A 12,932-nucleotide genomic window follows, 5' to 3' on the forward strand; every position below is an offset into this window, starting at 1 on the left:
TCAGCCGGCGTACTCCTGGCCGAACGGCGTCCGGTCGGCGGGGCCGCGATAGGCTGCGGGTGATTTGCACCGCAGAGTCGCGGCGCCCAGAGCGGACATCACGAGGAGCAACACTGTGGCCACCATCGAGGGATTCGTCGCACGGGAGATTCTCGACTCGCGGGGCAACCCCACCGTCGAGGTGGAGATCGGCCTCGACGACGGCACCATCGAGCGCGCCGCCGTCCCGTCCGGCGCGTCTACCGGCGCCTTCGAGGCGCTGGAGCTGCGGGACGGTGACAAGGGCCGGTACAGCGGCAAGGGCGTGCAGAAGGCCGTCGCCAACATCACCGACAAGATCGTCGACGAGCTGATCGGCTACGAGGCGAGCGAGCAGCGCCTGATCGACGCCAAGATGCTGGAGCTGGACGGCACGCCGGACAAGTCCAACCTCGGCGCGAACGCGATGCTGGGCGTCTCGCTGGCGGTCGCCAAGGCCGCCGCCAAGAGCGCCGAGCTGTCGCTGTTCCGCTACCTCGGCGGTCCGAACGCGCACCTGCTGCCGGTGCCGATGATGAACATCCTCAACGGCGGGGCGCACGCGGACTCCAACGTGGACGTCCAGGAGTTCATGGTCGCCCCGATCGGCGCGCCGACCTTCGCCGAGGCGCTGCGCTCGGGCGCGGAGGTCTACCACGCGCTCAAGGCGGTCCTGAAGAAGAAGGGCCTGTCCACCGGCCTGGGTGACGAGGGCGGCTTCGCCCCCGACCTGCCCTCCAACGCCGCCGCCCTGGACCTGATCGCGGAGGCCGTCGCCGCCGCCGGGTACGCCCTGGGCAAGGACATCGTGCTGGCGATGGACGTCGCCGCGACCGAGTTCTACGAAGCTGCCGGAACCGCCTCCGGCGGTAGCGACGGGCGATACATCTTTGAGGGCGCGCCGAAGTCGACCGACGAGATGATCGCCTACTACGCGAAGCTGGCCGAGTCCTACCCGATCGTGTCGATCGAGGACCCGCTGGCCGAGGACGACTGGGCGGGCTGGTCGTCGATCACCGCGCAGCTCGGCTCGAAGCTGCAGATCGTCGGTGACGACCTGTTCGTCACCAACCCGCAGCGCATCGCCCGGGGCATCGCCGAGGGCGCGGCCAACGCCGTCCTGGTGAAGGTCAACCAGATCGGCACGCTGACCGAGACGCTCGACGCGGTCGAGCTGGCCCACCGCAACGGTTACCGCTGCATGATGAGCCACCGGTCCGGCGAGACCGAGGACACCACGATCGCCGACCTCGCCGTCGCGACCGGGTGCGGCCAGATCAAGACCGGCGCTCCGGCCCGGTCCGACCGGGTCGCCAAGTACAACCAGCTCCTGCGCATCGAGGAGGAGTTGGACGACGCCGCGCGCTACGCGGGCGCGGCCGCCTTCCCTCGGTACAAGGGCTGACTCGCTGACGCTCCCGGGAGCGCAGGAGACCGCCGGAGAAGAGATCGATCCGGCTAAGGTGAACGCATGACGCAGCGCCGGACGCCGAGTGGGCAAGGACCCGCACGGCGCTCCGGCGCGCGGATCACCCGAAGCGGCCGATCGGCGGCCCGGCCGGCCACCGCGCGCCGGACGGTCTCGGCCGGAGCGGCCGCGCGGACGACCGCCAAGGGCCAGCGCCGGTTGACCGGGCGCGCCGTGATCCTGCTCGTCGTGCTGGTCGCGCTCGCTCTGGCGTACGTGTATCCGTTGCGCGTGTATTTCGGCCAACAGGACGAGATCTCGGCGCTCCAGGCGGATCAGGCGCGGCAGCGGGCGCACATCGCCGAGCTGGAGCAGACCCGGCAGAAGTGGGACGACCCGGAATACGTCCGGATCCAGGCACGGCGGCGGCTGTTCTACGTCCGCCCCGGTGAGGTGCCGCTGGTCCCGATCTGGGCGCCGGAGTGGGCCGCCCGCGAGGCCGGGGTGCAGCCCGAGCCCGCTGAGAACTCGGACCGGCCTTGGTACGAGACTCTGTGGGGGAGTGTCGGCGCCGCCGGCTCGAACACCCAATAGCGTCGAGGACCGAGCGGTGCCGTTTGTCGCAGTGCCGCCGGCTCGGAACAGAAATAGCACAGCAGCAACTTGATGGGGGTCTAGATGGACCGGGACCTCGTCCCGCTGCCGGTACGCACGCCGGCCACCGCTGAGGATCTCGACGTCGTCGGCCGTCAGCTCGGCCGCCCGCCCCGGGGGACGCGCGCCGTCGCGCATCGCTGCCCGTGCGGCAATCCCGATGTCGTGGAGACCACCCCGCGGTTGGACGACGGGACGCCGTTCCCCACGCTGTACTACCTGACCTGTCCCCGGGCGGTCGCGGCGTGCAGCCGGCTGGAGTCCGAGGGCCTGATGAAGGATCAGCAGGCGCGGCTGGCCATCGATCCGGAGCTGGCGTCGGCGTACCTGCGGGCACACGAGGACTATCTCGCCAAGCGTGAGGCGATCATGCACGTCGACGAGATCGCGGGGGTCTCCGCGGGCGGCATGCCCAGCCGTGTGAAGTGCCTGCACGTGCAGCTCGGGCACGCGCTGGCCGCCGGGCCCGGGGTGAACCCCATGGGCGACGAGGTGATCGAGACGATCGAACCGTGGTGGAGCGGCGGCCCCTGTGTCTGAGGCGATCGTCCGGCGGGCCCGGACCGGTGACGTGCGCGGCATCCGCCGCCTCGTCGACGTCTACTCCCCGCAGCGGCGGCTGCTCAGCAAGGCGACGGTGACGCTCTACGAGGACGTCCAGGAGTTCTGGGTCGCCGAGCTGGACGGCGAGGTCGTCGGGTGCGGGGCGATCCACGTGATGTGGGAGGACCTCGCCGAGGTACGCACCGTCGCGGTCGATCCGGCCGCGCGCGGGCGCAAGATCGGCCACGCCATCGTCAGCGCCCTCCTGGATCAGGCCCGGGAGTTGGGCGTACGCCGGCTGTTCGCGCTGACCTTCGAGACGGACTTCTTCCGCTCGTTCGGCTTCGTCGAGATCGACGGCGCACCCGTTCCACCGGCCGTCTACGAGCAGCTGCTCCGGTCGTACGACGAAGGTGTGGCCGAGTTCCTCGCACTGGAACGGGTCAAGCCCAACACCCTCGGCAACACCCGCATGCTGTTGCACCTGGAGCCCCGATGACGAGGGTCGCCGCCATCGACTGCGGCACGAACTCGATCCGGCTGCTCATCGCCGACTTCGACGGTGACCGGTCGACCGACGTCAGCCGCCGGATGGAGATCGTCCGGCTCGGCCAAGGCGTGGACGCCACCGGACGGCTCGCTCCCGAGGCGATCGAACGGACCCGGGCTGCGCTCTCGGCGTACAAGTCGGAAATCGACGAGGCCGGTGTCACCGCGGTCCGCATGGTCGCGACCAGCGCGACCCGGGATGCGGCGAACGCCGCCGATTTTCACGACATGGTGCTGGCGACGCTGGGCAGCGAGCCGGAAGTGGTCAGCGGCGAGGAGGAGGCGCGGCTGTCCTTCGCGGGCGCCGTGCGGGGCCTGGACGCCGAGCCGCCGTTCCTGGTGGTGGACATCGGCGGGGGCTCGACCGAGTTCGTGCTGGGCGACGACGCCGGAGTGAACAGCGCGATCAGCGTCGACATCGGCTGTGTCCGGATGACCGAGCGGCACCTGCAAAGCGACCCACCGGAGCTGGACGAGCTGGCAGCGGCGACCGCCGACATCGGCAAGGCCGTCGACCACGCCTTGACCGTCGTCCCCGGTACGCGGGCCCGCACGCTGGTCGGCCTGGCCGGATCGGTGACCACGGTGACCGCGATCGCGCTGGGGCTGACCAGCTACCAGTCGGAGCGGATCCACCGGGCGCGGGTGAGCAAGGAGGAGGTCGCCCTGGTCACCGCCGGGCTGGCCGAGATGACGCACGACCAGCGGGCGGGCATCGGCGTGATGCATCCGGGCCGGGTCGACGTCATCGTCGCGGGGGCGTTGATCCTCCGGACGATCATGGAGAAGACCGGTTCGTCCGCTGTGCTCGCCTCTGAGCACGACATCCTCGACGGGATCGCGTTGTCGCTCCTCCGGTAGCCGGTAGGGTGAGCGATCATGAGCGCGCTCACCCCGCTGCGCCACGCCCCCTTCCGGTACCTGTTGCTCGGCCGCACTAGCAGCATGCTCGGCAACTCGGTCGCCCCGATGGCGTTGGCCTTCGCCGTCCTCGACCTCACCGGGTCGGTCCGCGACCTCGGTTTCGTGGTCGCAGCCCGATCCCTGACGAACGTCGTCTTCATCCTGTTCGGCGGCGTCCTCGCCGACCGCCTGCCCCGGCGGCTGGTCATGATCGGGTCGAACACGCTGGCCGCGCTGACCCAGGGCGTGGTCGCGATCCTGTTGTTCACCCATACGGCGACGTTCGGGCTGCTGATGGCCCTCGCCGCGCTGAACGGACTGGTCGCGGCCTTCTCCTTCCCGGCGATGTCGGCGATCGCCGGTCAGGTCGTCCCGGACGAGATCCGCCAGCAGTCCAACGCCCTCATCCGGCTGTCGGTCAACGTCGTCGGCATCGGCGGCGCGGCCGTCGGCGGTCTGCTCGTCGCGGCGTTCGGCTCCGGCTGGAGCATCGCCATCGACGCGGCGTCCTTCGCTCTGGCCGGGGTGTTCTTCGCCTTCATCCGGGTGCCGTCGGTCCGGGCCGCCTCGACCGGAGAACGGGCCTCCACACTGCACGAGTTGCGGGTCGGCTGGCGTGAGTTCGTCGCCCGGCCCTGGCTGTGGGCGGTGGTGGCCGGATTCTGCGTCCTCAACATGATGCTGTCCGCCGGGCTGTCGGTGCTCGGCCCGTCCGTCGCCGACGAGCACTTCGGGCGTACGGCGTGGGGGCTGGTCGTCGCGGCCGAACTCGCCGGGCTCGCCCTCGGTGGGCTGATCGCCCTGCGCCTCAAGGTACGCCGCTTCCTGCTGGTCGGCGTGATCGCGATGGCTCCGGTCGCCCCGGTGCTGCTGGGCCTCGGCCTCACCCCGTACGCCCCGCTGCTGATCGGGCTGAACCTGCTGGCCGGGATCGGCATCGAGATCTTCGGGGTCTCCTGGGAGACGAGCATGCAACGGCACGTCCCAGCCGACCTGCTGGCCCGCGTCTACTCATGGGACATGCTCGGCTCGATCGTGGCCGTGCCGATCGGGCAGGCCGTGGCGGGACCGGTCGCCGCTGCCATCGGCACCCCGGCCGCGTTGGTCGGCGCGGGAGTGCTGAGCCTGGTCGCCGTGCTCGGGATGGCGCTCGTTCCCGCCGTGCGCAACCTCGACAACACGCCCGCGCCGGCGGCGGAACCGTTGGTGGAAGCAGCCTCAGTGTGACGCCGTCTACGCTCACAGCGAGTCGCCGCACGTGACACGCCGTCAGCGCCGTCGAGCCGCGGAATTCGGCACGTGAGGACCGTGACTTTTACATCTGACGCCTTCCCCTGGGTGGGTAGGGCGTGGTTGGCTACGCCCAACACGTCCTGACCCTGGGCGAACAGCCAACGACGTCTGACCGACAGGAGGACCCATCCGTGGGCGAAAAGGTGAGCTTCGGTTCGGGCAGCGAGGGCTACCTCGCGCTGCCGGACGCCGGTGACGGTCCGGCGGTTCTGGTCATCCAGGAGTGGTGGGGACTGGTCTCGCACATCACCGGGTTGGCCGATCGGTTCGCCGAGGCCGGTTTCGTCGCGCTCGCCCCGGACTTCTACCACGGTGAGAACACGACCGAGCCGGATGAGGCTCGCCGGCTCCTGATGCAGTTGGCGTTGCCACAGGCGGCGGCCGACATCGCCGGGGCGGCGGCGTACCTGCGGGAGCTGCCGCAGGTCACGGGCGGGGTCGGCGTGGTGGGCTTCTGCGCCGGGGGCAGCCTGGCGCTGTGGTCGGCGACGGTCGCCCCGGAGCAGATCGCCGCGGTGACGGCGTTCTACCCGGGTGGTTACACGGAGAAGCTCGCCCCCCAATGGTCGGCGTACGCCGGTAAGCCGGTGCTGATCCATTGCGCGGCGGAGGACGGCACGTCGACCGCGCCGCACATTCAGGCCGCGGTCAAGGGCATCGAGGAGGCGGGCGGCACCGCGACGGTGTACGACTACCCCGGCACCGACCACGCCTTCTTCAACGACGACCGGCCTGAGCACTACCATCGGGAGGCCGCGACCCTGTCGTGGGCGCGAACGCTGGACTTCTTCCGCAGCACCCTGTAGGACTCCAGCAAAGGACTTGCGGCCCCCGATTCTCCTTCCCCGGGGGCCGCTTTACGTACCTGGAACCCGGGCGTTCCAGGTACGCCCGGCTTTACGTGCGGGGCGGGGGCCGCTTTACGTGCGTTGGGGGCACGACCCCAGCGCCCTGACGGCTAGGCTGTGCCGGTGACCGTCGCCGACTTAGCCGTATTGGACGAGCAGGTCACCCACTGCCGAGCCTGTCCCCGGCTGGTCGAGTGGCGCGAGAAGGTCGCGCGGGAGAAACGCGCGGCGTTCCGGGACCAGACCTATTGGGGTCGTCCCGTGCCCGGCTTCGGCCCGAGCGACGCCCGCATCCTGATCTTGGGGCTCGCGCCGGCCGCACACGGGGCGAACCGTACGGGCCGCATGTTCACCGGCGACCGGAGCGGTGAGGTCCTCTACGCGGCGCTCTACCGCGCCGGGCTGGCGACCAAGCCGGTCAGCCTGAGCGCCGACGACGATCTGCGGCTCGTCAAGACTCGGATCACCGCGCCGGTGAAGTGCGCCCCGCCCGCGAACAAGCCGGAGACCTCCGAACGCGACAACTGCGCGCACTGGCTCCACCGCGAGATTCGCGATCTGCCCGATCTCCGGGTCGTGGTCACGCTCGGCGCGTTCGGCTGGGCGGCGTGGTGGCAGGCGCAGGAACCGGTCTATGGCGTACGGCCGCCATCGCCTCGCCCACGGTTCGGCCATGGCGCGGTCCATCGCACGCCCGGACAACCGGTCGTCCTCGGTTGCTACCACGTGTCGCAACAGAACACCTTTACCGGACGTCTCACACCCGCCATGCTGGACGACGTGTTCCGGCAGGCTCGGTCGCTCGCCGGAGAGGAGTCGCGGGGGTGAAGGTGCTGCGCCGCTTCTGGCCGCTGACGGCGGCGGTGGCCCTGCTGGTGATCGCGGGGTTCGCCGCGGCCACCGGCTCCCTGCCGTTGCGCCCGGCGCCGTTGCAGGGCGACTCCGTCAACGAGCCGCCGCCGACCTGGGACCCGCATCTCGCCTCCCAACAACCGCCGCGGACTCCGGGCGCCGCCGCACAGCGGATCGAGGTCTCCCCGGCGTTGATCCTCGCGGTCCAGGCCATCTGCCTGCTCCTGGTGGTCGCGATAGTCGTCCTGCTCGTGGTGCTCATGATCCGCGGGGTGGCTCAGCGCCGCGTTCGCTTCGACGCCCCAGGGGTACGCCCGACGCGGCGACAGACGACCGAGGAGTTGCTGGCCGCAGTCGACCAGGGACTCGTCGAGCTGGACGACGACGGGGATCCCCGGCGGGCGGTCATCGCCTGTTGGGTCCGCCTGGAACGGGCGGCCGAGGCGGCGGGCGTACCGCGCAAGCCGGGCGACACCTCGACGGACCTCGTGGTGCGGTTGCTCGACTCCCGGGCGATCAACCCGACGGTGCTCAACGATTTCGCCGCCGTCTACCGCGAGGCGCGCTACTCGCCGCACCCGGTCACGACGGCCACCCGTGACGACGCGCGGGCCGCGTTGCGGCTGCTGCGGGACGAGCTGGGAGCGGAGCGACCGGCATGAACGACCAGAGGTCGAGCATCATCAAGCGCAGCCTCGCTCATGCGGTCGCCGGCCGCAGGACGGTGATCGCATGAGCCAGTCCAGTATCGACGAACTTCTCGGCGGGGCGTACGAGGACGAGGAGCGCCCACAGCGATCCGGCCGGCCCGTGGCCGCGTACGCGAAGGCCTTCGGAGCCGCGCTCGCGTTGACGTTTGTCGGCGTGGCCGCCCTGCGTACGGCCAAGCTCGACGCGCCGGCGTGGTTCATCTTCCTCGTGAGCTGTGCTCTCGTTCTCGTCTACATCGCCGTCCGCCAGGTACGCCCGCCGTTGCCGTCCCGCGCCGCCGGCCGCCGCCACCTGCCGGACAGCACCCCCGACGGGCTGCGCCACGCCGTGAAGCGGTGGGAGGCACGGCTGGACTGGTGTCACGCCGACGCGAGTGCGTTCAACCGTAAGGTGATCCCGGCGCTCGGCGAGATCGTCGACGAACGACTGCGCCAGCGGCACGGCATCACGCGCGAGTCCGACCCGGCTCGCGCCCGGAACATCGTCGGCGAGCCACTGTGGACATTCCTGTCCGCCCCGGTACGCCGTCCGCCGGCCCCTCGGGAGCTGGCCAATCTGATCGCCTGGATGGAGCGGATATGACGAAGAACCTCACCCCGGTCGAGGTCGGCCGGGTCGCGGCGCAGGTGCTCGACCAGGTCGGCACCGTCGTGGTCGGCAAGCGCGCCGCCCTGGAGCTGGTCTTCGCGGGCATCCTCGCCGGTGGTCACGTGCTGCTGGAGGACCTGCCCGGACTGGGTAAGACGCTGACCGCGCGGATGTTCGCGCAGGCGCTAGGGCTCGACTTCCGGCGGCTGCAGTTCACTCCGGACCTGCTGCCCGCCGACGTGACCGGGTCGTTCCTCTACGACCAGCGCAGTCACGACTTCACCTTCCGGGCCGGACCGATCTTCACGAATCTGCTGCTCGCCGACGAGATCAACCGGACGCCGCCGAAGACGCAGGCGGCGCTCCTCGAGGCGATGCAGGAGAAGCAGGTCTCGGTCGAGGGCGTGACCTATCGGCTGGAGGCGCCGTTCCACGTGCTCGCCACGGCCAACCCGATCGAGTACGAGGGTACCTACCCGCTGCCCGAGGCCCAGCTCGACCGGTTCCTGCTGCGGGTCAGCTTCGGCTACCCGGACGCCGCCGAGGAGTGGAGCGTGCTGCGCCGCCGGATGGCGCGCCAGCGTGAGGAGGCCGTCGTCGAGCCGGTGGTCGACGCGGCGACCCTGTTGCAGATGCAGGCCGCGTTGGAGACCGTCGAGGTCGAGGACTCCATCGGGCAATACATCGTCGCGCTGACCGCGGCGACCCGCTCGCACCCGTCGGTGTTGGTCGGCGCATCGCCCCGAGGCTCGCTCGCGTTGATGCTGCTGGCGCGGGCGCGGGCGGCGATGGCCGGCCGCGACTACGTCATCCCGGAGGACGTCAAGGAGGTCGCCGTCCCGGCGCTGGCTCACCGGATCACGCTGCGGCCGGAGATGTGGCTGAAGCGGGTCGACCCCGGTTCGGTGGTCACCGACGTGCTCGCGTCGACGCCGGCCCCGGCGAGCGGAGCGCTGCCCGCGTACGGGCAGGCCGGTGCGCCCGGCCCCCGGCCGAGCCCCGCCCGGCCGCAGGGCGAGGAGTGGGAGTACGCCGAGTCCGACGAGCCGGCCGACCCCTACCGTTACCCGGCGCGAGGCTGACCTTGGCGCTACGACCGGCCGTTCCGCGTACGCCCCCGCCGGCGGCTCCCCCGGAGGAAGTGGCCCAGGACTGGCACCCGACCCGGGCGCTGGGCCGTGCCCTGCTGCTCATCGGGTTGCTGCTGGTCGCGGCCGCCCTGTTCGGCCGGGTCGACCTGGTCGTCCTGGCGGTCCCGTTCGCCCTGAGCGTCGCCTGGGGGCTGTCCCGGCGGCCGACCTCCGTGCCCGGTCTGCGCCTGGCGACCAGCGAGGAGTACGCGACCGAGGGCAGCTCGCTGACGACCACCCTCACGATGGCGAACCGCGACGTGGTGGCGTACGACATCGCGATCGCCCGGACCCAGCACTCGGCGTGGCTGGAGCTGACCGCGGAAGGTTCGGGCGCCAAGCCGGACCGGCCCGTGGTGGCGGCGCTGAACAGCAACGAGGCGGCGGCGGTGGTGCTGGCCGGGCCGGCGAGACGCTGGGGGCGGCACAGCATCGGCCCGGCGGCGGCGGTCGCGGTGGCCTGCGGAGGTCTGCTCGCCTGCCGCGCGGTCGTGACGGGTTCGCTCGGCTTCAAGGTGTTCCCGGTGACCGAGGCGTTCGCCGCCGACGACGCGATGCCACGGGCCGCGGGCCTGGTCGGGCAGCATCGGTCGCGACGGCCGGGTGAGGGCGGCGAACTGGCCGGCGTACGCGTCTTCGGGCCGGGCGACCGGCTGCGGCGCATCGACTGGCGGACCACGCTGCGGACGAGGCAGTTGCACGTCGCGCGCACGTTGTCCGACCGCGACGCCGAGGTCGTCCTCGTGCTCGATCTGCTCGCCGAGGCCGGCGTCTCCGGTGGAGCCGGCGCCGGGGAGCCTCTTGGGCGAGCCGCCGGTAGTGCAGTCAGAAAATCTAGCGTGATGGATATCACCGTCCGCGCGAGCGCCGCGATCGCCGAGCACTACCTGACGTTGGGCGACCGCGTCTCGATGATCGAGTACGGCGCCGGCGCGCGCCGGTTGCGTCCGGCGTCCGGTCGTCGGCAGTACATGATGGTGCTGGAGTGGCTCCTCGACGTCTCACCCCGCCAGGTCGTACGCGTGCCGGGGGAGAGCCGGATGTCGACGGCGATCTCGCCGAACGCCCTGGTCGTGGTGATGACGCCGCTGCTCGACGCCCGGTCGGCCGACATGGTCGCCGGGTTGGCCCGGGCCGGCCGCTCGGTCGTCACGGTCGACACGCTGCCCCCCGGCCTGCATCCGGCGACGACCGGACCATGGACCCAGTCGGCGTACGGCATCTGGCAGCTCGAACGGGCCAACACGATCGGCCAGCTGCGGGAGCACGGCGTACCGGTGGTGGCGTGGGCCGGCACGGGCAGCCTCGACCTCGTGCTCCGGGACGTGGCCCGGATGGCCGGCCGAGCTCAGGGAGCGCGCCGATGAACGGGTACTTCGAGCGCGTCCTGACCGCGGTGTCCCGAATCACCCCGGCCACGCTCCTGGTCCGGGGCGCGGTCTTCGTCCTCACCACGGCGTGCCTGGTCATGGCCATCCCGTCGTTCCTGTTCGGGCCGCGGCCGATCTTGGCCGCCGCCGTCTTGGCCCTGGTGGTCGCGCTGGCACCGGGCAGCCGGATCGTCACGGTGGTGCTGCTCCTGGCCGCGGTCGGCTGGGGCGCGGCCTGGCTCGGGCGGCTGGACCAGATCTCGCCGCTCGAACTGGTCGCCTTCGGCAGCCTGCTCTACCTGGCGCACTCGTCGGCCACGCTCGCCGCGCTCATCCCGTACGACGCGGTGGTCACGCCCGAGGTCCTCGTCCGGTGGTTCGTCCGGGCGCTCGCGGTCGTCGCGGCATCGGCTGTGATCTCTCTCGCTCTGCTCGTCGGCATCTCGGCGCTCGCCGGGTTCAACGGGGCGGCGATCGCCTCGCTGCTCGGCCTCGCAGCCGCGGTCGCCCTGGTCACGGTGGGGGTCAGACTGGTACGCGCACGCGGCTGACCTGCGTGTGCGTGGTCACAAGTTGCCTTGCTGAATCGGCACTGACACAAAGACGCGGGAAAATAGTTCTCGTGAAGCCTCAGCGCATCCTTGTGGTCGGTGCCGGACATGTCGGGCTCTACGCGGCCCTCCGCCTGTCTCGCAAGCTCAGTTCCCGCGAGGCTGAGGTGATCATCGTCGATCCCCAGCCACACATGACCTACCAGCCGTTCCTCCCCGAGGCGGCGGCCGGCAACATCTCCCCCCGGCACTCCGTCGTGCCCATCCGGCGGGAGCTGAAGAAGTGCAAGATCGTTGCCGGTGAGGTCACCAAGATCTCGCACGGCGCCAAGACGGCGACCGTGCAGCCCTACGTCGGCCCGGCGCTGGAGCTGGAGTACGACCACGTCATCGTGGCCCCCGGCAGCGTCTCGCGTACCTTGCCGATCCCCGGCCTGCGCGAGACCGGCGTCGGCTTCAAGACCATCGGCGAGGCCATCTGGCTGCGCAACCACGTGCTCGACCGGCTCGACGTCGGCGCCAGCACGACCGACCCCGCCGTCCGCAGCCGGGCGCTGACCTTCGTCTTCGTCGGCGGCGGCTTCGCCGGCATCGAGGCGCTGGCCGAGATGGAGGACATGGTTCGCGACGCCATCAACCGGTACTACCCCGAGTTGTCCCCGGACGACGCCCGGTGGGTGCTGGTCGAGGCGGCCCGGCGCATCCTGCCCGAGGTCGGCCCGGAGATGGGCGCGTACACGGCGGAGCAGTTGACCAAGCGTGGCATCGACGTCCGCCTGGACACCCGCCTGGAGTCGTGCGTCGACGGCCTCGTGAAGCTGTCCGACGGCGACGAGTTCGTCACCGACACCCTGGTCTGGACGGCCGGCGTCAAGCCCAGCCCGATGCTGGAGGCGACCGACCTGCCCCGCAACCAGCGCGGCGCGGTCACCTGCCTGCCGACCCTCCAGGTCGTCGACGGCGACCGGATCATCGACGGCGCGTGGAGCGCGGGCGACTGCGCGGCGGTCCCCGACATCACCGGTACGCCGGACCAGAACGGGCAGCTTCCGTTCTGCTCCCCGAGCGCCCAGCACGCGGTACGCCAGGCCAAGCGCATGGCGGACAACATCCGGGCGTCGGTCCGGGGCAGCGGCCTCAAGCCGTACCGGCACAAGCACGTCGGCAGCGTGGCCAGCCTCGGCCTGCACAAGGGCGTGGCGCACGTCTACGGCGTGAAGCTCAAGGGCTGGCCGGCCTGGATGATGCACCGGACCTACCACATGAGCCGGATCCCCTCGGTCAACCGGAAGGTCCGCGTGATCGCCGACTGGACCCTGGCGCTCTTCCTCCGCCGGGAGGTCGTGCCGCTGGGCAGCCTGCACACGCCGCACCAGCCGTTCGACGAGGCCGCCGCGACGACCCCGCCGCGAGTCGCGACCGTGCCGGTTCCTCCCGTACGCGAAAAGGTCGGCGTCTAACCTCGCCTGCCGTTGAAGGCGCTGGATCAGGAATCCCTGATCCAGCGCCTTCGT

At 71.1% G+C, this 12,932-nt stretch carries 14 protein-coding genes; all 14 read left to right on the forward strand.

Annotation, left to right across the window (positions count from 1 at the left end; translation table 11 throughout):
* The first annotated feature begins 115 nt into the window (after window positions 1-115).
* The 14 genes from eno to AB0M47_RS11045 all read left to right on the forward strand — a co-directional run bounded on the left by eno (window position 116) and on the right by AB0M47_RS11045 (window position 12,878).
* A complete protein-coding gene (gene eno / locus AB0M47_RS10980) occupies window positions 116-1,423 on the forward strand; it encodes a phosphopyruvate hydratase (protein ID WP_363411669.1) in 1,308 nt (435 codons plus the stop codon).
* A 66-nt stretch (window positions 1,424-1,489) separates the two neighbouring features.
* Window positions 1,490-2,020: a septum formation initiator family protein gene (locus AB0M47_RS10985; RefSeq protein WP_363411671.1), complete on the forward strand. Its 531-nt coding sequence runs from the start codon at window positions 1,490-1,492 to the stop codon at window positions 2,018-2,020.
* 84 nt (window positions 2,021-2,104) lie between these two features.
* Complete coding sequence (locus tag AB0M47_RS10990) at window positions 2,105-2,620, forward strand: DUF501 domain-containing protein (protein WP_253760098.1); 516 nt, start codon at window positions 2,105-2,107, stop codon at window positions 2,618-2,620.
* A complete protein-coding gene (locus AB0M47_RS10995) occupies window positions 2,613-3,122 on the forward strand; it encodes an amino-acid N-acetyltransferase (RefSeq protein ID WP_363411673.1) in 510 nt (169 codons plus the stop codon). The genes AB0M47_RS10990 and AB0M47_RS10995 overlap by 8 nt, the downstream gene beginning before the upstream one ends.
* Entirely contained in the window at window positions 3,119-4,033 is a 915-nt protein-coding gene (locus AB0M47_RS11000) for a Ppx/GppA phosphatase family protein (protein ID WP_363411675.1), read from the forward strand. The genes AB0M47_RS10995 and AB0M47_RS11000 overlap by 4 nt, the downstream gene beginning before the upstream one ends.
* 18 nt (window positions 4,034-4,051) lie before the next feature.
* Window positions 4,052-5,302, forward strand: coding sequence for an MFS transporter (locus AB0M47_RS11005; RefSeq protein ID WP_363411677.1), 1,251 nt, complete (start codon window positions 4,052-4,054; stop codon window positions 5,300-5,302).
* 197 nt (window positions 5,303-5,499) lie between these two features.
* On the forward strand, window positions 5,500-6,174 hold the full coding sequence (locus AB0M47_RS11010; protein WP_363411679.1) for a dienelactone hydrolase family protein: 675 nt from the start codon (window positions 5,500-5,502) through the stop codon (window positions 6,172-6,174).
* Window positions 6,175-6,339: 165 nt separating this feature from the next.
* Window positions 6,340-7,044, forward strand: a complete 705-nt coding sequence (locus AB0M47_RS11015) for a uracil-DNA glycosylase (RefSeq protein WP_363411681.1) — start codon at window positions 6,340-6,342, stop codon at window positions 7,042-7,044.
* Window positions 7,041-7,730, forward strand: a complete 690-nt coding sequence (locus tag AB0M47_RS11020; RefSeq protein WP_363411683.1) for a DUF4129 domain-containing protein — start codon at window positions 7,041-7,043, stop codon at window positions 7,728-7,730. Before AB0M47_RS11015 ends, AB0M47_RS11020 begins: the two co-directional genes overlap by 4 nt.
* 70 nt (window positions 7,731-7,800) lie before the next feature.
* On the forward strand, window positions 7,801-8,361 hold the full coding sequence (locus AB0M47_RS11025) for a hypothetical protein (RefSeq protein ID WP_363411685.1): 561 nt from the start codon (window positions 7,801-7,803) through the stop codon (window positions 8,359-8,361).
* Window positions 8,358-9,449 (forward strand): MoxR family ATPase, encoded by a 1,092-nt coding sequence (locus AB0M47_RS11030; RefSeq protein ID WP_363411687.1) that lies wholly within the window; start codon window positions 8,358-8,360, stop codon window positions 9,447-9,449. Before AB0M47_RS11025 ends, AB0M47_RS11030 begins: the two co-directional genes overlap by 4 nt.
* 59 nt (window positions 9,450-9,508) lie before the next feature.
* Window positions 9,509-10,864, forward strand: a complete 1,356-nt coding sequence (locus AB0M47_RS11035; RefSeq protein WP_363411776.1) for a DUF58 domain-containing protein — start codon at window positions 9,509-9,511, stop codon at window positions 10,862-10,864.
* Window positions 10,861-11,418, forward strand: a complete 558-nt coding sequence (locus AB0M47_RS11040) for a hypothetical protein (RefSeq protein ID WP_363411689.1) — start codon at window positions 10,861-10,863, stop codon at window positions 11,416-11,418. Before AB0M47_RS11035 ends, AB0M47_RS11040 begins: the two co-directional genes overlap by 4 nt.
* Before the next feature lie 71 nt (window positions 11,419-11,489).
* Window positions 11,490-12,878, forward strand: a complete 1,389-nt coding sequence (locus AB0M47_RS11045; RefSeq protein ID WP_363411691.1) for an NAD(P)/FAD-dependent oxidoreductase — start codon at window positions 11,490-11,492, stop codon at window positions 12,876-12,878.
* Window positions 12,879-12,932 lie beyond the last annotated feature (54 nt).

Origin of the sequence: Hamadaea sp. NPDC051192 (assembly GCF_040682475.1) — a bacterium.
Classification (GTDB): domain Bacteria; phylum Actinomycetota; class Actinomycetes; order Mycobacteriales; family Micromonosporaceae; genus Hamadaea; species Hamadaea flava.